Origin of the sequence: Arcticibacter eurypsychrophilus, assembly GCF_001730525.1 — a bacterium.
Lineage (GTDB): Bacteria > Bacteroidota > Bacteroidia > Sphingobacteriales > Sphingobacteriaceae > Arcticibacter > Arcticibacter eurypsychrophilus.
Genome location: NZ_MDFN01000027.1, coordinates 24,999 through 46,290 on the forward strand (window position 1 = coordinate 24,999; position 21,292 = coordinate 46,290).

Consider the following 21,292-nt stretch of genomic DNA (forward strand, 5'->3'; position numbering starts at 1 on the left):
ATTATAAATGACGATCCACAAAGAAGGTTATACTTCAATAGCGCTTACCGTTCTACTGATATTTATTATGAATGCGTTAGCTCATTACTATTTGCCTGACCAAACTGTAATTAAGTGGATCATTTATTGCCTCTCCTTTGCTATTTTTATCACAGTACTTCAGTTTTTCAGACATCCTACCCGCCAAACAACGCTTAATGTAGAGCATGTTATTTGTCCGGCTGATGGTAAAGTGGTCGTTATTGAAGAAACTGAAGAAACTGAATATTTTAAAGGGAGACGCCTGCAGATCTCTGTGTTTATGTCGCCTATCAATGTACATGTGAACCGGAACCCTATTTCGGGAATTGTTAAATACTTCAAATACCATTCCGGTAAATATCTGGTTGCTTGGGATCCTAAGTCGTCCACAGATAACGAACGTACCACAGTGGTAGTTGAGGATAGCAATGGTATAGAAATACTATTCAGGCAGATTGCAGGGGCTTTAGCAAGAAGGATTGTTTGTTATGTAAAAGAAGGTGATCATGTGGAGCAAGGAGAGCAATTTGGATTTATTAAGTTTGGCTCCAGAGTGGACGTATATTTACCTATCGGAACCGAAGTAAAAGTTAACTTAGGTGATGTGGTAAAGGGCGGAGTTACTGTACTTGCATACATATCTAATCCTTCATAAATTACTTCCCATATAATAGCCTTTACTGAAATCACACTGCAGATAGATTGCAGGGCTTACTGAGCTCTTATCTTCCTTCTTTTGGATTCTTGCTGCTTCCCTCTGTTTTTAAAGCTTATTTGCAGCCTCTATGCTTCTATTGAAGAGTTAAAAGAAGGATTCAAGTCTTTTCGACACAGGTAAATACATTACCAATTCACCCGTATTCGTATATTATAATAAGATTTCCTTTTTCGTGAGGATAGCCCATCTGATAATTAAGTTTCGTAATGCCCCTTGACTTCCTTAAATTATATTTTGCCTGCTACGATAAATTATAAGCAAAAAGGGTAAAGGAACGTTTTAAATGACTGATAATTTAGGGAATGCAATGAAAGAGTCGGCTACATTGGCAATGGCATCTGATTTAGGCCAGTTTCAATACTAAGAGGATAGAATTCTAAATAGCAGCAGAACTTGCTATAAACTAAAAATCCTGTTCGCGAATCATCACGAACAGGACTAGAATGTCTTTCTTATAAAAGAACTTATCTGGTTCTCTTAGTCTTAATTCTGGCAGCTTTACCAGTTAAGGCACGTAGGTAGAACAATTTAGCTCTGCGAACTTTACCAATACTATGTACTTCTATTTTAGCAATATTTGGTGAGTTGATTGGAAAAATACGCTCAACACCAATACCGTTAGATACTTTTCTTACAGTAAATGTTTCATTGTTTCCAACACTATTGCGTTGAAGAACAACTCCTTGATAAATCTGGATACGCTCTTTGTTTCCTTCGCGGATTTTATAGTGCACACTTACTGTATCGCCAGATTTGAATGCAGGCACTTCTTTCCTGGCTACAGCCTGCTCTTCAACAAATTTTACTAAATCCATGCTTATTATTTATTAAACGGCATTATACCTTAATATCCGCTCCTGTTTTTCGGAGTGCAATGTTAGGTATAATTTTTTACAAAAGAAAGAATAATTGCAAATAAACATTTCTTTAAAACTATATCAGAGAGAATAGAATCATGCTGAGTATGAGATTAACTAATTAAGAAGTTAAAAGGTTGGGGTTATTAGAAAAAATAGCATGATACTAAGCATAAGATACTTCCAGTCATGCAAATTTCCCCGGACTACTTTAACAGATCGGGACGGCGTTCTATAGTTCGCTCTAAAGCTTTTTCATGCAGCCAGTTATGGATCTTAGCCTCATCACCGCTTAATAAGATCTCAGGAACCTTTAATCCATTCCAATCGGCAGGCCTGGTATACACAGGAGCATCAAGCAGATCGTCCTGGAAGGAATCAGACAACGCGGATGTTTCATCCGATAAAACGCCTGGAATTAAGCGCACAATAGAATCTACCAGTATGGCAGCAGGGAGTTCTCCTCCTGATACCACATAATCACCAATCGATATTTCGCGGGTAACATAAAGATCACGTATCCGCTGATCAATGCCTTTATAATGACCGCAAAGGATCAGTATATTTTCACCCAGAGAAAGCTCATTTGCAGTTGATTGATTAAGCGTCACGCCATCAGGAGTCATGAAGATCACCTCATCGTACTTCCGATCAGCTTGCAGACTTTCAATGCAGGCGGCAAAGGGTTGAATAGACATCACCATTCCACTTCCACCTCCGTAAGGATAATCATCTACATTCCTGTGCTTATTGGTTGAGTAATCCCTAAGATTATGCACAACAATCTCAACTAACCCTTTTGTTTGGGCACGCTGAAGGATAGAATGAGCAAAAGGACTTTCTAAAAGGCCCGGAAGAACAGATATGATATCAAATCTCATGATGTTTTAGCTTAAGTAAATATCGGTTAATCCATCCGGAAGGTCAACATGCAACGTTTTTGCTTCTTCATCAATCGATATGATCAGATCATCATTCAACGGAAACATAATTTCATTTGATTGATAAGCAACCACCGCTATAAACTGCTGCGGGTATTCATGAACATCAAGAATTTCGCCCAACTCTCCCAGCTTTTCGTCGTAAGCGATAAAACCTTTCAGATCGGTGTAATAAAACTCATCGTTTGTTCGCTCCGGTTTTTTTGAAAGAGGCAAATAAAGCTTTTTCTTAAGAAGTTTTGCCGCTTTCTCAATTATATCAATATCTTCAAAGTAAAAATACCCGGTAGAGTTCGGATGGATTTTATAAGATGATATGAAATAGGGAATTAACTTCTTATTTATTTCTATAAATACAGATTCAAACTCCAGCTCTTCATAATCATCACATTCAAAATAAACCTGGACTTCGCCTTTCAGCCCTTTGGTCTTGGTAATATATCCGATGTAAAAGCTTTCTTCGATCGTCATTTCTTTAAATAAAAATGTCATTTTAACAGATTCGAATCATCTGATATCAAATGATTCGAATCTGCCAAAATGACATTTAGTGTTTTTTTGAAAAATTATTCAGGATTTTCTGAAGTTTCTTCAGTAGCCGCATCTTCTGCAACAGGTTCTTCTGTTACTTCTGGTGCTGGAGGAGTATTCTTGATTGCTATTGCAGCAGCTCTATCTTCCTTCTTTTTAGCTTCAGCTAATAAAGTCGCTTTTCTAACAGCATCTTTATTTGTGTTGAAATCTTCTTTTTTACCTAATACCTTCTCTTGTTTACTTTGTACCCATTCGTTAAACTTTGATTGGGCTTGTTCAGCAGTAAGTGCACCTTTCGCGATACCACCTTCTAGGTGTTTCATGAAAAGGACTCCCTTGTCTGAAAGAAGTGTACGGACAGTATCTGTAGGTTGCGCTCCTTTATTGATCCATTCCAGTGATCTTTCGAAGTTTAAATCGATAGTTGCTGGATTAGTGTTTGGGTTATAAGAACCTAAACGTTCGATAAAGCGGCCATCTCTTGGTGCGCGTGAGTCTGCTACGATTACATAGTAAAAAGGTTTTCCTTTTTTACCGTGTCTCTGCAGTCTGATTTTAGTTGCCATTGTTTTGTTTTGTTTTATGTATTCAACATAGTTCCCGGAGTGTCCTTCTGCGGGGATGCAAAGATAGCAATTATGATAATATAAAAAAGCTTATTACGCTGTTTTTTAAGCACAAAGAAGAAACTACACTAAATATAGTCTTTACAAATGACGTTCGACATAGTCTATCAACGAATGAATCACTTTAATATGAATCTCCTGGGCCCTGTCTGCAAAGTTTGATATCGGTGCTCTAACTTCAACATCACACATTGAAGCCATTTTCCCTCCATCTTTTCCCGTCAATCCAATTACCTTCAATCCTTTTTCTTTCGCAGCAAGAATTGCCTGGAGCACATTCTCCGAATTTCCACTCGTACTAATTGCAAATAACACGTCACCTCGTTGCCCAATAGCTTCCACCATTCTTGAAAAGACGAAATCGTACCCATAATCATTGGCCACACAGGAGAGGTGCGAAGGATCAGATATAGATAAGGCAGCCAGAGCTTTACGATCATTCCGGTAACGACCCGAAAGCTCTTCGGCAAAATGCATCGCATCGCACATAGAGCCTCCGTTACCGCATGAAATTATTTTATTACCTGATGCAAGCGCATCAGATAATATTTTTCCAGCATCTTCAATCTTCTGAAAATTCGAATCATCAGCCAAAAAATCTATTAATACAGACTGTGCTTCTATAAAATGTTGTTTTACTGAACCCATGATATCGATTTTACAAAACGGCAGCAGAAATAGTTAAGAAAGTATTCTTACTATTTTAAGTAAATTAGGATCAGCTTCAGCCAAATGTTTAATCGCATTATCAAATGGCGTGTAAACCACATTCTGATTCATTAATCCAACCATCATACATTTTTTGCCATTCAAAAGAGCTTCAACTGCGGCAACACCTAATCTGCTTGCAAGAACCCTGTCCATGCAACTCGGACGGCCTCCACGTTGTATATGCCCAAGAATAGACAATCTGGTGTCATAATTGGGGAACTTTTCTTTTATCAGTTCCGCAATTTCAAAACCTCCAATCTCTTCCCCTTCAGCAACAATAATTATTTTAGAAGCTTTATCTTTTCTTCCACTGGAAAGTGTGTTGAATAATACGTCAATATCAGTCTTTGATTCTGGAATCAGAATCGCTTCAGCTCCTACACCGATACCACTTCTTAATGCGATTAAGCCTGAATCGCGGCCCATTACTTCTACAATGAATAAACGGTCGTGCGATTCGGCAGTATCCCTGATTTTATCAACAGCATTAATAACGGTATTCGTTGCCGTGTCATAACCGATTGTAAAATCTGTTCCAATAAGGTCGTTATCGATCGTACCAGGCATTCCTATGATTGGAACATTGAACTCTTTTGAAAAAATATTTGCCCCTTTAAACGTTCCTTCTCCTCCAATAGCTACCAGTGCATCTATATTATTCCGAACAAGGTTATCGTAGGCAATTTGCCGACCTTCCTTTGTTAAAAATGCGTCACTTTTGCCCGTCTTTAAAATAGTACCGCCCCTTTGAATGATATTAGCAACAGATTTACTGTTCATGGGCATAAAATCACTCGTGATAAGGCCTTCAAAGCCTTTCATTATACCGGTAACCTGTATATCGTAATGTAATGCTGTTCTGACAACGGAACGAATAGCAGCATTCATACCCGGTGCATCACCTCCTGAGGTAAACACCCCTATATTTTTAATCTTATCCATGATTGATTTATTCAGCCGCTAATTTCGCTTTTATGTTTTAACCTTTATAATAATATTTGCATATAATTATCTGATATAACTCATTTATTAGATAATTTAAAAAAAATAAATAGACAACAGTAATTTCTGTTGCTAAAAGTACTAAATCAGCCAAGTACTTAACCCTTATTATACATCAGAATGTTTTTTGTAATAACCTTTATACTAAATCTATTATAAAAGCACTAAACCTATTCCATTTTCAATATCCTCACTCAAGTTTTAAACCACATTTCTTATTACTATTTCTAGATCTTTAAGGGACCTAGCCCGCAGTTATTTCGCATTCCGTGCGGACAAGGTGCGGAGAAGGTGCGGAGAAGGTGGGTATAATTTGCGCGTTATTCTATAATCAGACAATGGCTGGGGATCTTCAGTAAAGCCACATTGGACTTGCTTATAAATATTTAACTTCTTTGAGTGAAAATGTTTTCACTTCATCTCCAACAGTTATTTCTATCTGCCCTTCCGGCTTAATGTTGGTAATCCGTCCTTCGAAAGGAAGACCATTTGATTCATAGGAATGTAAACTTTCATATCTGTATAGATTTTTTTTATACTCTTGGATGTGATTGTCAAAATCATTACCCTTTAATTGATTGTATCGGTTGTTTATAGAGACCAGCAAAGCAGACAAAAGTGTATCAAGTGGAATTTCTTTACCTAAAATAGCAGACAGCGAAGTAATATTTTTGATATGATCATCGAATTGGAGCTGATTTACATTAATTCCGATCCCTACAATGGCGTATTTCCACTTCGATCCTTGTAAAATATTCTCAATTAAAACTCCACCAATTTTTTTATCTTTAAAGTAAATATCATTTGGCCATTTAATCTTACAATCACATCCAATAAAAGAGGTTATTATATCGTTAATAGCTAGACTTACAGCTATATTTAACAAAAATTGTTTAAGAGGCGCTAAAAAAACTGGAAATAACAGAATGCTAAACGTTAAATTTTTGCCTGGCTGGCTCAGCCATTGGTTTTCAAATTGGCCTCTGCCTGCAAATTGGTCTTCTGCCAATATAACAGTACCTTCAGGCAATGGCTTAGATTTTGCCAATTGATTCTTTAAATAATTGTTGCTAGAATCGACACTCTTTAAAGAGATCAGATTTTGACCTATAAATAATCCTGAAATTGTGTTATTTTGCAAAGTGTTTAAAGACTAATATTGCCAAACTTAATTTTTTTTAATGATAAAAAACAAAGGAGTTAACGAATCTACTTACATTTCAGAACTGGCCATATTTGGAATTCAGGAAAAAAAAGGAAATCAAATAGTAAGATTGGATTTAAGAAATATTAATAGTTCTGTTGCAGATTATTTTGTAGTCTGTCATGCGGAATCAACCACCCAGGTTAAAGCAATCACAAAAAGCATTGAAGAGGAGGTCTACAAAGTCACCGGTGAATGGCCCCTTAGAGTTGAAGGCCTTCAACATGGCGAATGGATCCTCTTGGACTATGTGGACGTAGTTATACATGTTTTTAAAACTGATAAACGCGAATATTACGGTATAGAAGAGTTGTGGGGAGATGCTGAGACTATGCACTATCAGAGTGCCTAAAATTTGTTTAAATAATATTCAAAAATGAAAGACGTAAATACCGATAATAAAAAAGGGTTTATCAAAAAGACAGGAAAAAAATTAGTGCCTAAACCCCCACGGTTTAATATCATGTGGGTATATGCAGGGATTATTCTATTGCTTTTTGTTGTACAATGGTTCTTTAATAGCCAAACTATCAAGGAAATCAGTTACCAGCAGTTCGAAACAGAATACTTAAAACCTGGGGATGTAGAAAGAATTGAAGCATATAAGAGCAATGACTTTGTTGTTGCCGAGGTTTTTATAAAAAAAGACAGATTAAAAGAGGCTAAGTATAAGGATGTCCTACCTAAGGAAAATCTTAGTATGAACAGTAACGCTGCAACGCCTCAGTTTAAATTTACTGACGGTTCATTTGACGGGCTTCAAGCAAAATTAAAAGATGCGCAAAAAGATTTACCTGCAGATCAGCGTACTCCTTTGAAATTTAGCACACGCGAAAATTTCTGGGCCAGTTGGTTTATGTCCATCATTCTTCCAGTTCTATTATTAATTGGGTTCTGGATCTTTATCATGCGTCGTATGGGCGGTGGTGCCGGTGGTGGTGCTGGTGGTCAGATTTTCAATATTGGAAAATCAAAAGCGACTCTGTTTGATAAAGAAGCGCAGGTATCTGTAACCTTTAATGATGTTGCAGGACTTGAAGAAGCGAAACTCGAAGTAATGGAAATTGTGGATTTCTTAAAGAATCCTCAGAAATACACCAACCTTGGGGGTAAAATACCTAAGGGAGCGCTTTTAGTAGGTTCACCAGGAACTGGTAAAACATTACTAGCTAAGGCTGTAGCAGGAGAAGCACAGGTTCCTTTCTTTTCTCTATCCGGATCAGATTTCGTTGAAATGTTTGTAGGGGTTGGTGCTTCCAGAGTACGTGATTTGTTCAAACAGGCCAAAGAAAAGGCACCATGTATCATCTTTATTGATGAAATTGATGCCATTGGTCGTGCAAGAGGAAAAAACAACATCGTTGGGGGTAATGACGAACGTGAAAATACACTAAATCAATTGTTGGTTGAAATGGATGGTTTCGGTACCGATTCGGGTATCATTATTCTTGCAGCTACCAACAGACCTGACGTTCTTGACTCTGCTCTATTACGTCCAGGACGTTTTGACAGACAAATATCTATTGATAAGCCCGATTTAGTTGGTCGTGAACAAATATTTAAAGTTCACCTTGGTCCTCTTAAATTAGCCGCAGAAGTGGATCCTAAAAAGCTTTCTGCACAAACACCTGGTTTTGCGGGTGCTGAAATTGCGAATGTTTGTAATGAGGCTGCCTTAATTGCTGCCCGTAGAAATAAAACAGCGGTGGACATGCATGATTTTCAAGATGCAATTGACCGTGTTATTGGTGGTTTAGAGAAAAAGAACAAGATCATCTCTCCTGAAGAGAAGCTTATTGTTGCCTATCATGAAGCGGGACATGCTATTGCAGGATGGTTCCTTGAGCATGCCGATCCATTGGTTAAGGTATCTATTGTTCCCCGTGGTGTTGCTGCATTGGGCTATGCGCAATATTTGCCTAAAGAACAGTTTCTGTATACTACAGAGCAACTAACTGACAGCATGTGTATGACACTTGGTGGTCGTGTAGCTGAAGATATTGTTTTCAATAAAATTTCTACTGGTGCTCAGAATGACCTTGAAAGGATTACTAACCTGGCTTATGGCATGGTATCTATTTATGGTATGAATGAAAAAGTAGGTAACATTTCTTTTAATCATCAGGACCAGCAGTTTATTAAACCGTATTCTGAAACTACAGGGGAATTGATCGACTCTGAAGTCCGTCTCCTGATTAAAGCAGCTTACGACAGAACGAAAGACTTGCTTGTTGAGAAACGTGAAGGACTAGAAAAACTGGCTAGTAAATTACTAGAAAAGGAAATTTTATTCCAAAGTGACTTGGAAGAAATTTTAGGAAAAAGACCTTTCAGCAGCAGGACAACTTATGATGAATTTGTGAATGGTGATGATACCGGCAACCAGACTTTGGTAGCGGAGAACTTACATCCTGAACCATTTGGAGATTCAACAGAACCACTACAAAAGAAAGATTCAGATGATTCGGTTGTATTAAAAACAGATAAAGCATCTTAGCATGTAATAAGAATAGGAAGGTTGTTATTATACTTTCTTTTGAGATTTAAATAAATAAGGGTTGTTTCGAATACGAAGCAACCCTTATTTATTTAAAATTTATATGCGTATATTAAAATTATATTGATCTTCGTAGTACCATAATGAAAGAGACCACTTCTAAAGAAAAAATGCTTAAGAAAATACGGAAAGCTTTGCTTGAAAAGCGAGATAATCCTTATCCTAATCTTGAAGACACTTCTGTATACGAGCCTTATACCGATTATCTTGATGTCTTATTTGCTGAACAGTTAAGCTTGGTAGCAGGAAAGTTTATTTTCTGCGAAGACGAGCTGCAGTTTGTTGAAAACTTACTTTTACTAGCAGATGAGAAAGGCTGGAGAAAAATATATTGCTGGGAACCGCCTCTTCAAAAGGTACTTGAACACTTTGAATTTCCATTTTACAGTACGGATACTGACTTTATCGCTCAAGCGGAAGTAGGGATTACATTATGTGAATCTTTGGTTGCAAGAAATGGAAGCGTAATTGTATCCAACGGAAATGCAGCAGGAAGAAGGTTGAGTATTTATCCGCATTGCCATATTGTTGTGGCATATACTTCGCAGCTTGTGTTAGATCTAAAAGATTCATTTAAGCTACTTAAAACGAAGTACGACGCTGATCTTCCTTCCATGATATCGGCAGTTACAGGACCAAGCCGTACGGCTGACATTGAAAAAACATTAGTATTAGGAGCACATGGCCCTAAAGAGTTAATCGTGTTTCTGTTGGAAGGTTAGAAGGGAAGTAAACTCATGAGAACCATAAGGCCCACATGAGTTTGACTATTTATTTTAATTTTAACAATGCTTCTTTTACACGGGGAAGCATTTCATTGATATCAGTTAATGAGCAAGCACCTATAGATGCTCTGAACCAATTCACTGAGCTGTCGGCACCAAAGGCTGAGAAGGGAACGAAAGCGGCTTTCGCTTCTTTAATCAGGTAGAAGTTGATGTCCTCACTATCTTTAAGCACTTTCCCATCAGGAGTGGTCTTGCCAGCATAATCAATTTTAAGAGTCAGGTATATCGCTCCCATTGGTTCAATTACGTCTACATTCAACCCATCCGCTTTGAATTGCTTAAAGGCAGTATATATCGCATTCAAACTATTCTGAATCTTTTGTTTAAAGGTTGCTAAGAATTCCTGTACCTTTTCTTTATTCTGCAGAAATGCTGCCATTGCAAATTGCTCAGGCTTAGGGGCCCATGCTCCCATGTGCATCACGAGTATTTTCATCTTTTCAATTACTTCTGCAGGACCAAAGCCCCAGCCTACGCGCACGCCTGTAGAGGCAAAACATTTAGATGCGCCATCTACATAGATCACATAATCTTTCATTGCCGGCCGTAAAGAAACAGGATCGTAGTGAACATGTTTTCCAAATGTCAGCATAGAATAGATTTGGTCATAGATGACATACAAAGGTTTTGTACCTGGCTCACGCTGACTATTTTCCTCTAATACAAGATCACAAATATCTTCCAGATCCTTTTTAGTAAACATAGTTCCAGTTGGATTTAAAGGAGAGCATAATGCCAGTAATGTGGCACCTTTTACATGAGGACGGATATCAGCAGCAGAAGGCATGAAATTATTATCGGGACTGGTAGTAACCGCAATAGGCACAGCACCAACCAGGGAACTATAATGATCATTGTTCCATGATGGAGCCGGATAGATGACTTTATCACCCGGATCTACCAAAGCCATATAGGCTGAATAGATTAGCGGACGGGAGCCACAGGAAACCAAAATTTGATTGGTGTTAAAATCCAATGCGTACGTATCCTTCAGGTAACTGCTGATATTTTCCCTTAAAGCTAAAATTCCATCAGCGGGAGGATAGTTTGTATTATGCTCATCATAAGACTTCTTAATCCCATCCTTCAGTGCTTCAGGAATAGGGAACAGAGAAGGGTCGAAGTCGCCAATAGTTAAATTAGCTATCTTTTGCCCTTGCTTTTTAAGTTCATTAATCTCTCCGGCAATTTTAATAATTTCTGAGCCTTTTAATTTTTTTGCTAAACGTGATACACTCATTATGAATAATCTATTTGGTTAAGATACAAGGGCTTTAACGGCCGCTTCTACTTTTGTAAAGTTAAAATTTGCTACAATAGCATGAAAGGAATCTGCAATTTCCTGATTACATAAATTGCCAATGCTTCCCTCGTGGACATGTTTAACGGATGCCGGGGCTTTAAAATTACCACTTTCAATTGCTAAACCCACTTTTTTATATGCTTCCCGGAAAGGCAATCCATTTAGAACTTCCTCATTCACGGCATCAACGCTGAAAAGGTAAGCATATTTTGGGTCATCCAGAATATCAGCTTTAATGGTGATATGCTTCAACATGAAAGCGGTCATTTCCAGACATTCATTCAATGAAATGAAAGCAGGGAAAAGGCTTTCCTTCAACAACTGAAGGTCGCGATGGTAACCTGAAGGCAAGTTAGTCGTCATCATTGCAATTTCGTTAGGCATCGCCTGAATCTTATTACAACGGGAACGAATCAGTTCAAATACGTCAGGATTTTTTTTATGAGGCATAATGCTCGATCCTGTAGTCAGTTCATCCGGGAATTTAATAAAGCCGAAATTCTGATTGATAAACAGGCAAACATCCATGGCCAGTTTAGCCAGTGTGGCAGCAATGGAAGACATCGCCTGAGCGAGAATCCGTTCTGTTTTACCTCTCCCCATCTGCGCATAAACAACATTGTAGTTCATGGAATCAAATCCTAAGAGTTCTGTTGTCATTGTACGGTTCAACGGGAAGGAAGATCCATATCCTGCAGCAGAGCCTAAAGGGTTTTTATTGCAGATTTTCCAGGCAGCAAGCATGAGCTCCATATCGTCGGCCAGACTTTCTGCGTAGGCACCAAACCATAAGCCGAAAGAAGAGGGCATAGCGATTTGAAGGTGTGTATATCCTGGTAAGAGTTTTTCTTTATGGGTTTCGCTTAATTCGATCAGCAGGTTGAATAGAAGAGTGGTATTCTCTACCATATTTCTAATTTCAGAACGAAAATAGAGCTTTAGATCCACTAACACCTGGTCATTCCTTGAACGTCCGCTATGAATTTTCTTGCCGGCATCACCAATGTGTTTAGTAAGCTGTAACTCTACCTGCGAATGCACATCTTCAACGCCTTCTTCGATAGTAAAATTGCCGTCCTGAATATCCTGATAGATCACTTTAAGTCCTTTTTGAACAGCATCCAGGTCTTCTTTGTTAAGGAGGCCAATACTTTCAAGCATTCTGGTATGCGCCAGTGAACCCAGCACATCAGCCTCTGCCAGGAATTGATCCAGTTCACGGTCCTTGCCTACCGTAAACTTTTCTACCGATCCGGACACTTCTTTATCTTTCTGCCAAAGCTTCATCTAGTCTATTATTTTGTTCTTAATGTATATTAAAATTCTTTCTTAGGATATTATTGTATTTAATACCGCAATTTAACAATTCTTACCTATCGTCCCAATCACTCATTACCAATCCTTGGTAACCCTATTCTCCCTTTAGTATCGTATTGATCAGGTAAACCATTATATGTATTTCATTTAGTAAGGCAATGAAATTTAAAATTCCCTTTCTTGGATACTATTTGTTTTGATCACCTATTGTACCAATTCCTATCTAGCGTATTATTTTGTTTAGTAAGGCAATGTATAGTAAAATCCCTTCATTAATCTCATCGGTATAAATATACTCGTCTGCCATGTGAGAGCGTCCAGAATCACCCGGTCCTATCTTAAGGGATGGAATGCCTAGTAATGCCTGATCACTCGTTGTAGGGGACCCGTAAGTCTCTCTGCCAAGATGTATACCTGCCTGTACAATGGGGTGGCTTTTATCGATTGATGAAGGTTTAAGTCGTAGGGAGCGAGGTTTGACTGTACAAGAAACATGAGATTTGATGATTTCCAGTACCTCTTCCATTGAATAAACATCTGTAACCCGCACATCAACAGTAAAGGTACATGTTGCAGGTACCACATTATGCTGAGAACCTGAATTTATGATTGTTACCGACATCTTAACCGGACCAAAAACATCCGACTCTAAAGGGAAGCGAAAGCTTCGAAACCATTCAATATCTTTAAGCGCCTTATAAATTGCATTATCGCCCTCTTCTCTTGCTGCGTGTCCTGCTTTACCAGTTGCTGTACAATCCAGCACCATTAAACCCTTTTCGGCAATAGCCAGATGCATCTTCGTTGGCTCTCCAACCAGAGCAAAATCAAGCTTACCTAAATCAGGGATAATCAATTCAATTCCGTTAAGTCCCGAAATCTCTTCCTCTGCAGTTGCAGCCAGACAAAGGTTATAACGCAAGCCAGTCTCCGCATAAAAATGCCTGAATACGGCGATTAATGAAACTAATGCCCCTCCGGCATCATTACTTCCTAATCCATATAATTTCCCATCTTCAACATCCGGAGAAAAAGGATCCCTGGTATAGCCCATATTAGGCTTCACCGTGTCATGATGTGAATTAAGTAGTATGGTAGGCTTTAAAGGATCGAAGTATAGGCTATAGGTCCAGATATTGTTCACCTTTCGCTTAAAAGGAATTCCATGCGATGAAAAAAAGCTTTCAAGCAGCGCTGCTGTACCATCTTCCGCTTTGCTTAAAGAGGGGATTGCAATCAGCGCTTGGAGTAAGCTTAAACTTTCAGCCGCAAGTTGATCAATCATCTTACTTACTTTCAATATATAGTTCTCCGGCTTTAACTGCGGAAAGTTTTATTCCCTTGATCAGTGAGGAACTAAATCCCTGGTGTTCCATTTCATTCAATCCGGCTATGGTACATCCCTTCGGAGAGGTTACCTTATCAATTTCCTGTTCAGGATGACTGTGATGTTGTAATAACAAATCAGCAGCACCCTTGGCTGTCTGAACCGCCATCTTCAATGCTACATCAGCATGAAACCCAATCTCTACTCCGCCTTGTGATGCTGCCCTTATCGCCCGCAAAAAGAAAGCAATACCACAAGCACACAATGCAGTGGCTGAAGTCATCAATTCTTCATTAATAACGACTACAGAACCAACCGTTTCAAACATGCTCTGCACTAATGCAACCTGCTCTGCTGAAGCATTGTCCGAAGCAATACAAGTCATGGATTGTCCAATTGAAATGGCTGTATTGGGCATAACCCGTACTACCTGTACATCCTGACCTAATTTTGATTTAATATCCTTACAGCTAACTCCTGAGATTACAGAAATTACAAGGTGTTTACTTGCATCAATGACAGGTTGAATTTCATGTAATAGGCCATCCAGTTGCTGAGGCAGAACTGCCAGAATCACGATTGAGGCATTCTGAACCGTCTCAGGATTATTAGCCGAGACCTGATAACCCATTTGTGCCTGCTCGGTGAGGTTAGTTACATTCCGTCTGGTTAATAATATAGATGCTGCATCCTGGTAATCTGCTTTCACTAAGCCATAAGCAAGTGAAAGACCTATATTTCCACTTCCTAGTATCGCAATGTTTCCATGTATATTTTTCATCAGACTGTCGTATTTTTATAATTTCGAGTACTTTCTAAGTAGTTTTAATTGCTTAGTTTTTTTTGAATTATACTTTTAATCTTGGCTCTTATCTAAGCAGCTTTAATTGCTTGAAAAGCATTAAAGCTGCTCAAATATTGAAGCTTTTCTAAGTAGTTTAAATAGCATCAAGTACATTGAATTACTTTTTATAATCTTGATACCTTTCTGAGCAGTTTTAATTGCTTGGTACCTAATTAAGTAGTACAAATATTAATGCTTTTCTATGCAGTTTTACCTGCTAAATTATTTTCATTGTTTAATTATTTTAAAGGCAATCAAACTTTTCTTTTTCATCTCTATTTTAGCTATTTAGGCAAATAACCTTGTGCCAAATAACTCCTTGCCAAGCAGTTGAAGTTCATCCGATTTTCCGATATAAACCTCAGTCACCCCGTTCTCAATGGCTTGAAAAGCATTATGGAGCTTAGGCAACATGCCCCCGGCAATGACATTATCTTCTTTAAGTCTTTTGAATTCAGCTCTATTAACCTCTCTTAAAACCGAATGATCATCATCTACATCTAAAAGTACACCCTTTTTCTCAAAACAGTAAACCAAACTCACATCATATAAAGAGGAAAGTGCTACAGCCAACGCTGAAGCAATTGTATCTGCATTTGTATTTAGCAACTGACCTTCTCCATCATGTGTAATGGCAGAAAAGACAGGGACAATCCCTGATTGCAGTAAGGTACTTAACTTTTCCTGATCAACTGAGGTATCAGATAAATCGCCTACAAAACCATAGTCAATATCTTTTACAGGTCTTTTTGTTGCTTTAATTAGATTTGCATCCGCTCCTGTTAGTCCTATTGCGTTGCATTCGTAGCGTTGAAGTTGTGCAACTACGTTTTTATTGATCAGTCCGGCATAAACCATCGTCACCACCCGTAGGGTCTCAATATCTGTTATTCTTCTGCCATCCACCAGTTTAGGCTCAATGCCCATGCTATGCGAAAGGTCGGTTGCAATTTTCCCTCCACCATGAACCAGAATCTTATACCCCTTTAAAGCAGAGAAGTCTTTCAGAAAATTGTGCAGGTTCTCGGAGTTGTCAATTACATTGCCTCCTATCTTTATGACATATAAGGTTGATAATTCTTTTTTTGAATCCATTAGCCGATTTACAAAGAGGTTAGAAGGTTCTTTAATACCGTTTGTGCTGCCCATAAGCGGTTTCCCGCTTCCTTGATCACCAAAGATTCAGCGCTATCCAGAATTTCTGATGAAAGTTCTAAATCTCTTCTTACCGGCAAACAATGCATCACTTTAGCTTGATTGGTTATTTTAAGGCGCTCCAGGTCTAACATCCATCCCTCACCACCTGGTAAGATCTTACCATAATCCTGGTAGCTGGACCAGTTCTTTACATATATAAAGTCTGCATCTTTCAATGCTTCATCCTGATCGTAAACAATTGTAGTATTGGGAGTAAACTCTTCGGCCAGTTCATATCCCTTGGGATGCGTAATGACAAAGTCTATCATTCCTTCTGCTTCAGCACGACACATCCATTCGGCAAACGAATTAGGCACTGATTGAGGCAAAGGTTTAATATGAGGAGCCCAGGATAATACCACCTTAGGCCGCACTGACTTTTTATATTCCTGAATAGTGATCAGGTCAGCAAAACTCTGAAGGGGATGACGGGTAGCACTTTCCAGACTTACTACAGGAATGTTGCTGTATTTTATAAACTTATTGAAGATATCTTCGCTATAATCCGCTTCCCTGTCCTTTAAACTGGGGAAAGAACGGAGGCCCATGATATCGCAATACTCACCAATCACGGCTGCAGCTTCCCGAATATGTTCCACTGTAGTACCATTCATGATTACCCCGTCCCTGGTTTCCAATGCCCAGCCTTCCTTATCCATGTTCATCACCATCACATTCATCCCCAGGTTCATAGCCGCTTTTTGAGTACTTAAACGGGTACGCAGACTAGGATTTAAAAAGATAAGCCCTAAAGTCTTATTCTTTCCAAGATGTTGCAGCGCATAAGGGTCAGTTTTTAAAGAAAGAGCTTCTTCAACAAGCTCATTTACATTGGGAACATCATGAACGGAAGTAAATAATTTCATTTTTAAATAGTAATTGCCTTCAGCAAATTAAATAATTAAGCGTTTAATATCCGACCAAATGCTTCAAGGAAACGATCCGCATGAGCCTTAGTCAAATTCAGAGCAGGCAGTAACCGGATTACATTAGGTTTAGCCTCGCCTGTAAAAATATGATGTTTAAATAGTAAATCTTTCTTAACATGCGACAGCTCTTCAGGAAGATCGATGCCGATCATTAAACCCCGTCCTCTTACTTCTCTTACCTGCTTGAATTTATTTAACTCAGTAGTAAGATACCCCCCTATTGAAGAGGCGTTTTCCATGAGATGATCCTGCTCAATAACTTCAAGAACAGATAGTGCCGTAGCACAGGCCAGATGATTACCACCAAAAGTAGTCCCCAGCATGCCGTGCCATGGTTTAAACTTAGGCGCAATAGATATACCCGCTACCGGAAAACCATTTCCCATACCCTTAGCCATCGTATATACATCCGCATCTACTTCTGCATAATCATGAGAGTAAAATTTACCTGACCGGCCATAACCGCATTGTACGGAATCAGCAATATACACCGCATTATACTCATCGCATAAAGAACGAATTAATTGCAAGAATTCAGTGCTGGCAGGTTTAATTCCTCCTACTCCCTGAATACCTTCTATCAATACGGCACAGATCTCATTTCCATAGGCATTAAAAGCATCCTGCAGTGCTTCCAGATCATTATGCTTCAAAAATACCACATGATCTGTTTCATTCACCGGTGCGATGATCTTCGGATTATCTGTACACGATACCGCTAATGAAGTCCGCCCATGAAAAGCTCCTTTAAAGACAATAACCTTTTTCCTGCCATTATAAAATGAAGCCAGCTTTAAAGCATTTTCATTTGCTTCCGCTCCTGAGTTACATAAAAAAAGTTGATAATCAACTTTTCCTGATACATGACCAAGCTTTTCCGCTAACTCTTCCTGTCCTCTGATACGGATAGAATTAGAATAAAAGCCAATTTTATTCAGCTGATCAGTAAGTCGTTCTACGTAATGCGGATGCGTATGGCCAATTGATATAACCGCATGACCACCATAAAGGTCAAGATACTCTTGCCCATTATTGTCCCATACCAGGCTTCCTTTGCCTTTTACAATTTCAATGGGGTTTAATGGATATACATCAAATAATTTCATCTCCTAATATTTAAAAAGCTGTTGCTTTTAACTTCAATCCGGTCTGTTCTTCCAGACCGAAAATAAGATTCATGTTTTGAACTGCCTGTCCCGACGCTCCCTTTAACAGATTATCAATAATACTCACAATCAATAACTTATCACCGTGTTTCTCCACATATAAAAAACATTTATTGGTATTGACCACCTGTTTCAAATCAATATTCTTTCTCATCAAGTGTGTAAAGGGATGCTCTTTGTAGTACGCCTCATAAAGCGTAACGGCCTCTTCTTGCGTTAAAGAGGATTTTGTATATACCGACGCAATGATTCCTCTTGAAAAATCGCCCCGATAAGGAATAAAGTTAAGTTGATCTTTGTTCAGTGATGATCCTGCCTGATGAAGCGATTGAGTAATTTCATTCAAATGCTGATGTTCGAATGCTTTATAAACAGACGAATTATTGTTCCTCCAGCTGAAATGGGTAGTCTGACTCAAGCTCTGACCCGCACCTGTAGACCCTGTAGTAGCCGAAATATGCACCTCATCTGTTAAAACACCTGCAGCAGCTAAAGGCAGCAAAGCCAGCTGAATACAAGTAGCGAAACATCCCGGATTAGCAATATGCCGCGCCTTTTTTATGGCATCCCGTTGTAGTTCAGGGAGTCCGTAAACAAAATCACTTCCTTTGTAAGTCGTATTGTTGCTTAGCCTAAAATCCTGACTTAAATCAATCAAATGAATCTTATTGTCTATCTCATGGCTCTCCAGAAACTTCCTTGAATCACCGTGACCAACACACAGAAAAAGAACATCAATGTCCTGTGAAAGGGTCTGAGTAAACACCAGGTCAGTATCGCCTGTAAGATCAGTATGAACATCTGAAATAAGGTTTCCTGCATTACTATTGCTATGTACGAAAGTGATTTCCACTTGGGGATGATTGACCAGTAAACGGAGAAGTTCTCCCCCTGTATAGCCGGCACCACCGACAATTCCGGCTTTAATTTTCTTCATTCTTCTATCTTAAACTTGCCAATCAAGATTTGGAGGCGTTTACTTTATGCCAGATCGATACCTGGTTACCAAATATTTTAGAGAATCCCTTTACGTCATCTCCGGTATATCCTTCATTCATTTCACCATAGCTACCGAACTTACTACTCATTAAATCATTATCCGATTCAATTCCCAGTACAACAAAACGATAGGGAAATAATTGAATAAACACTTTTCCGTTAACCGTCTTTTGTGAGTTACTCAGGTAAGCTTCAATATCACGCATAACAGGGTCATGAAACTGGCCTTCATGCATCCAGTTGCCATAAAACATAGACAACTGATCTTTCCAGCTTAACTGCCACTTGGTTAAAGTATGTTTTTCCAGCGCATGGTGTGCTTTGATAATAACCATTGGAGCGGCTGCTTCAAAACCAACACGTCCTTTAATTCCAATGATTGTATCTCCAACATGTATATCACGGCCTATTCCAAATGGAGCCGTAATAACCTGTAAAGCCTGAATGGCCTGCACCGGATGATCATAATGTACGCCATTAACAGACGTAAGCTCACCCTTAGCAAATTCAAGTTCCAGATTCTCTGCATCTGTTTTTGTAACCTGAGTTGGCCATGCTTCTTCGGGCAACATACCGTTAGATGTTAAGGTTTCTTTACCCCCTACAGACGTTCCCCAAATTCCTTTATTAATTGAATATTTAGCCTTTTCCGCATTGATCTCTACGCCATGACGATGCAAATAATCAATTTCCTCATCACGGCTTAACTTCAAGTCACGAATTGGTGTAATAATACCTACACCTGGAATCAGGATATTGAAGATCATATCAAACCGAACCTGATCATTACCGGCACCTGTACTTCCATGAGCGACAAAGTCTGCATGAATATCCTTTGCATAATTTGCTATAGCAGTGGCCTGCGTAACCCTTTCAGCACTTACAGAAAGTGGATAGGTGTTGTTTTTTAATACATTACCATAAATTAAATAGCGCAATGAACTGTTATAATAGCCCTCAACAGCATCTACTGCATGATGAGAAGTCACACCTAGAGCATACGCCTTTTTTTCAATTAGTTCCAGTTCTTCCTTGCTAAAACCTCCGGTGTTTACAATTACCGAATGCACTTCAAGGTCAAGATCGCGGGATAAATAAATAGCACAGTATGAAGTATCTAATCCACCACTAAAGGCTAAAACAACTTTCTTTTTCATTTCAATAAGTTATATAATCATGATGTCTGCAGATGACACCCAATACGTTAAGAATGAAGGACAGCGGTATACAGCATTTTTGCCGATCCCTTTAGTTTTTCTTCTATACGTTCAAATAACGACGACTTTCGGGTTACCTTACTTAGCTTTTCATCCTGCAACCTTTGCTTTTCTTCAAGCTCCTTCATTTTTTCCACAGGATCATAAAGCATTGCTGTACACAGACAATTCTTTCTTTCCTTCATGGTCAGAATATCAAAATTCACACAACTCTTGCAGCCACTCCAAAATTTCTCATCTTGTGTAAGTTCGGAATAAGTTACCGGTTCATACCCAAGTTCTGAGTTAATTTTCATTACGGCAAGACCAGTAGTCAAACCAAAAATCTTAGAATCAGGGTATTTTTCCCTTGAAAGTTTAAATATTCTATTCTTTATGGCTTTAGCTAAGCCACACTTACGGTAAGGGGGATTGACAATCAAACCTGAGTTGGCCACAAATCCTTCATGCCCCCAGGTTTCGATATAACAAAACCCAGCCCATGTACCATCCTGATGAATTGCGATGACAGCCTTTCCTTCGCGCATTTTATTGGCCACGTATTCTGGACTTCTACGTGCTATTCCGGTTCCACGAGCTTTCGCGGATTCTGCCATTTCATCACATATCTGCTCTGCATAACTGGTATGCAATTCAGAAGCTACTATTACAGAGAAATCTTTTTCGTTCATTTTATGAAAATCCGCTCTTCACGGAGGAAGACTATGACGTCTTTAGTTTTTCAGAAAAATTGTTAATTGAATTCTGCGGGATGCAGAATCTATAGAGGGGGAATTCATATTAGTTTTCAAACCCTAGTCAAAAAGGGTCGTCGGTGTCTGAACACCAACTTTGCATTGATATTCTTTTCACCTATCACAACAGTAACATACCCAATCAAAGCTGGGGATGCCGTAGTAATGTTAAAAAGAGAATTGTTCATTTCTATATGACTTACTAAATGGTAAAACTTAAAATTACTATACAAAATTATTGATTTTAATTTTAGTATTACCTAATCATTTACGTTTTTATTCATCTGCAAGCCAATAAAC

At 38.7% G+C, this 21,292-nt stretch carries 21 protein-coding genes; 4 read left to right on the forward strand and 17 right to left on the reverse strand.

Features of this window, described 5'->3' with window-relative positions; translation table 11 throughout:
• The first annotated feature begins 7 nt into the window (after positions 1-7).
• On the forward strand, positions 8-676 hold the full coding sequence (locus BFL47_RS14580; protein ID WP_069660535.1) for a phosphatidylserine decarboxylase family protein: 669 nt from the start codon (positions 8-10) through the stop codon (positions 674-676).
• Positions 677-1,203: 527 nt separating this feature from the next.
• Here the strand turns inward: BFL47_RS14580 and rplS are convergent.
• From rplS to BFL47_RS14615, 7 genes are all read right to left on the reverse strand, one after another.
• Positions 1,204-1,554 carry a 50S ribosomal protein L19 gene (gene rplS / locus BFL47_RS14585; RefSeq protein WP_016195306.1) on the reverse strand — a complete coding sequence of 117 codons (351 nt, stop codon included), beginning with the start codon at positions 1,552-1,554 and terminating at the stop codon, positions 1,204-1,206.
• Between the two features lie 248 nt (positions 1,555-1,802).
• The gene (trmD, locus tag BFL47_RS14590) at positions 1,803-2,477 is read right to left on the reverse strand and encodes a tRNA (guanosine(37)-N1)-methyltransferase TrmD (protein WP_069660536.1); all 675 of its coding nucleotides are present in this window, start codon (positions 2,475-2,477) and stop codon (positions 1,803-1,805) included.
• A 6-nt stretch (positions 2,478-2,483) separates the two neighbouring features.
• Positions 2,484-3,008 (reverse strand): ribosome maturation factor RimM, encoded by a 525-nt coding sequence (gene rimM, locus BFL47_RS14595; RefSeq protein ID WP_069660574.1) that lies wholly within the window; start codon positions 3,006-3,008, stop codon positions 2,484-2,486.
• 95 nt (positions 3,009-3,103) lie between these two features.
• Positions 3,104-3,637 carry a 30S ribosomal protein S16 gene (locus BFL47_RS14600; protein ID WP_069660537.1) on the reverse strand — a complete coding sequence of 178 codons (534 nt, stop codon included), beginning with the start codon at positions 3,635-3,637 and terminating at the stop codon, positions 3,104-3,106.
• Positions 3,638-3,778: 141 nt separating this feature from the next.
• The gene (lpcA, locus tag BFL47_RS14605) at positions 3,779-4,345 is read right to left on the reverse strand and encodes a D-sedoheptulose 7-phosphate isomerase (RefSeq protein WP_069660538.1); all 567 of its coding nucleotides are present in this window, start codon (positions 4,343-4,345) and stop codon (positions 3,779-3,781) included.
• A gap of 33 nt (positions 4,346-4,378) precedes the next feature.
• Complete coding sequence (gene pfkA, locus BFL47_RS14610; RefSeq protein WP_069660539.1) at positions 4,379-5,350, reverse strand: 6-phosphofructokinase; 972 nt, start codon at positions 5,348-5,350, stop codon at positions 4,379-4,381.
• Between the two features lie 436 nt (positions 5,351-5,786).
• A complete protein-coding gene (locus tag BFL47_RS14615) occupies positions 5,787-6,551 on the reverse strand; it encodes a biotin--[acetyl-CoA-carboxylase] ligase (RefSeq protein WP_069660540.1) in 765 nt (254 codons plus the stop codon).
• A 40-nt stretch (positions 6,552-6,591) separates the two neighbouring features.
• Between BFL47_RS14615 and rsfS the strand changes: the two genes are divergently transcribed.
• The 3 genes from rsfS (at position 6,592) to BFL47_RS14630 (ending at position 9,893) form a co-directional block, all read left to right on the forward strand.
• Entirely contained in the window at positions 6,592-6,966 is a 375-nt protein-coding gene (gene rsfS / locus BFL47_RS14620; protein WP_069660541.1) for a ribosome silencing factor, read from the forward strand.
• Positions 6,967-6,990: 24 nt separating this feature from the next.
• A complete protein-coding gene (gene ftsH, locus BFL47_RS14625; RefSeq protein WP_069660542.1) occupies positions 6,991-9,111 on the forward strand; it encodes an ATP-dependent zinc metalloprotease FtsH in 2,121 nt (706 codons plus the stop codon).
• Between the two features lie 143 nt (positions 9,112-9,254).
• Complete coding sequence (locus tag BFL47_RS14630) at positions 9,255-9,893, forward strand: LutC/YkgG family protein (RefSeq protein ID WP_069660543.1); 639 nt, start codon at positions 9,255-9,257, stop codon at positions 9,891-9,893.
• A gap of 49 nt (positions 9,894-9,942) precedes the next feature.
• Here the strand turns inward: BFL47_RS14630 and BFL47_RS14635 are convergent, their stop codons facing one another.
• The 10 genes from BFL47_RS14635 to BFL47_RS14680 all read right to left on the reverse strand — a co-directional run bounded on the left by BFL47_RS14635 (position 9,943) and on the right by BFL47_RS14680 (position 20,929).
• Entirely contained in the window at positions 9,943-11,199 is a 1,257-nt protein-coding gene (locus tag BFL47_RS14635; protein ID WP_069660544.1) for a pyridoxal phosphate-dependent aminotransferase, read from the reverse strand.
• A gap of 18 nt (positions 11,200-11,217) precedes the next feature.
• A complete protein-coding gene (gene argH / locus BFL47_RS14640; protein ID WP_069660545.1) occupies positions 11,218-12,549 on the reverse strand; it encodes an argininosuccinate lyase in 1,332 nt (443 codons plus the stop codon).
• 253 nt (positions 12,550-12,802) lie between these two features.
• Positions 12,803-13,864 (reverse strand): M20 family metallo-hydrolase, encoded by a 1,062-nt coding sequence (locus tag BFL47_RS14645; RefSeq protein WP_069660546.1) that lies wholly within the window; start codon positions 13,862-13,864, stop codon positions 12,803-12,805.
• Between the two features lies 1 nt (position 13,865).
• On the reverse strand, positions 13,866-14,687 hold the full coding sequence (gene proC, locus BFL47_RS14650) for a pyrroline-5-carboxylate reductase (protein WP_069660547.1): 822 nt from the start codon (positions 14,685-14,687) through the stop codon (positions 13,866-13,868).
• Between the two features lie 351 nt (positions 14,688-15,038).
• Positions 15,039-15,845 carry an acetylglutamate kinase gene (gene argB, locus BFL47_RS14655; protein ID WP_069660548.1) on the reverse strand — a complete coding sequence of 269 codons (807 nt, stop codon included), beginning with the start codon at positions 15,843-15,845 and terminating at the stop codon, positions 15,039-15,041.
• Positions 15,846-15,853: 8 nt separating this feature from the next.
• Positions 15,854-16,813, reverse strand: a complete 960-nt coding sequence (locus tag BFL47_RS14660; protein ID WP_069660549.1) for a Rossmann-fold NAD(P)-binding domain-containing protein — start codon at positions 16,811-16,813, stop codon at positions 15,854-15,856.
• Between the two features lie 35 nt (positions 16,814-16,848).
• Positions 16,849-17,982: an aspartate aminotransferase family protein gene (locus BFL47_RS14665; protein ID WP_069660550.1), complete on the reverse strand. Its 1,134-nt coding sequence runs from the start codon at positions 17,980-17,982 to the stop codon at positions 16,849-16,851.
• Between the two features lie 10 nt (positions 17,983-17,992).
• A complete protein-coding gene (argC, locus tag BFL47_RS14670) occupies positions 17,993-18,979 on the reverse strand; it encodes an N-acetyl-gamma-glutamyl-phosphate reductase (RefSeq protein WP_069660551.1) in 987 nt (328 codons plus the stop codon).
• A 22-nt stretch (positions 18,980-19,001) separates the two neighbouring features.
• The gene (locus tag BFL47_RS14675) at positions 19,002-20,198 is read right to left on the reverse strand and encodes an argininosuccinate synthase (protein WP_069660552.1); all 1,197 of its coding nucleotides are present in this window, start codon (positions 20,196-20,198) and stop codon (positions 19,002-19,004) included.
• Positions 20,199-20,245: 47 nt separating this feature from the next.
• Positions 20,246-20,929, reverse strand: a complete 684-nt coding sequence (locus BFL47_RS14680) for a GNAT family N-acetyltransferase (protein ID WP_069660553.1) — start codon at positions 20,927-20,929, stop codon at positions 20,246-20,248.
• Positions 20,930-21,292: the final 363 nt, after the last annotated feature.

Excerpts from the sequence above, each read along its gene's own strand:
- BFL47_RS14580 (WP_069660535.1), top strand. The coding sequence starts at position 8 with ATGACGATCCACAAAGAAGGTTATACTTCAATAGCGCTTACCGTTCTA.
- rplS (WP_016195306.1), bottom strand. The coding sequence starts at position 1,554 with ATGGATTTAGTAAAATTTGTTGAAGAGCAGGCTGTAGCCAGGAAAGAA.
- trmD (WP_069660536.1), bottom strand. The coding sequence starts at position 2,477 with ATGAGATTTGATATCATATCTGTTCTTCCGGGCCTTTTAGAAAGTCCT.
- rimM (WP_069660574.1), bottom strand. The coding sequence starts at position 3,008 with ATGACGATCGAAGAAAGCTTTTACATCGGATATATTACCAAGACCAAA.
- BFL47_RS14600 (WP_069660537.1), bottom strand. The coding sequence starts at position 3,637 with ATGGCAACTAAAATCAGACTGCAGAGACACGGTAAAAAAGGAAAACCT.
- lpcA (WP_069660538.1), bottom strand. The coding sequence starts at position 4,345 with ATGGGTTCAGTAAAACAACATTTTATAGAAGCACAGTCTGTATTAATA.
- pfkA (WP_069660539.1), bottom strand. The coding sequence starts at position 5,350 with ATGGATAAGATTAAAAATATAGGGGTGTTTACCTCAGGAGGTGATGCA.
- rsfS (WP_069660541.1), top strand. The coding sequence starts at position 6,592 with ATGATAAAAAACAAAGGAGTTAACGAATCTACTTACATTTCAGAACTG.
- ftsH (WP_069660542.1), top strand. The coding sequence starts at position 6,991 with ATGAAAGACGTAAATACCGATAATAAAAAAGGGTTTATCAAAAAGACA.
- BFL47_RS14630 (WP_069660543.1), top strand. The coding sequence starts at position 9,255 with ATGAAAGAGACCACTTCTAAAGAAAAAATGCTTAAGAAAATACGGAAA.
- BFL47_RS14635 (WP_069660544.1), bottom strand. The coding sequence starts at position 11,199 with ATGAGTGTATCACGTTTAGCAAAAAAATTAAAAGGCTCAGAAATTATT.
- argH (WP_069660545.1), bottom strand. The coding sequence starts at position 12,549 with ATGAAGCTTTGGCAGAAAGATAAAGAAGTGTCCGGATCGGTAGAAAAG.
- BFL47_RS14645 (WP_069660546.1), bottom strand. The coding sequence starts at position 13,864 with ATGATTGATCAACTTGCGGCTGAAAGTTTAAGCTTACTCCAAGCGCTG.
- proC (WP_069660547.1), bottom strand. The coding sequence starts at position 14,687 with ATGAAAAATATACATGGAAACATTGCGATACTAGGAAGTGGAAATATA.
- argB (WP_069660548.1), bottom strand. The coding sequence starts at position 15,845 with ATGGATTCAAAAAAAGAATTATCAACCTTATATGTCATAAAGATAGGA.
- BFL47_RS14660 (WP_069660549.1), bottom strand. The coding sequence starts at position 16,813 with ATGAAATTATTTACTTCCGTTCATGATGTTCCCAATGTAAATGAGCTT.
- BFL47_RS14665 (WP_069660550.1), bottom strand. The coding sequence starts at position 17,982 with ATGAAATTATTTGATGTATATCCATTAAACCCCATTGAAATTGTAAAA.
- argC (WP_069660551.1), bottom strand. The coding sequence starts at position 18,979 with ATGAAGAAAATTAAAGCCGGAATTGTCGGTGGTGCCGGCTATACAGGG.
- BFL47_RS14675 (WP_069660552.1), bottom strand. The coding sequence starts at position 20,198 with ATGAAAAAGAAAGTTGTTTTAGCCTTTAGTGGTGGATTAGATACTTCA.
- BFL47_RS14680 (WP_069660553.1), bottom strand. The coding sequence starts at position 20,929 with ATGAACGAAAAAGATTTCTCTGTAATAGTAGCTTCTGAATTGCATACC.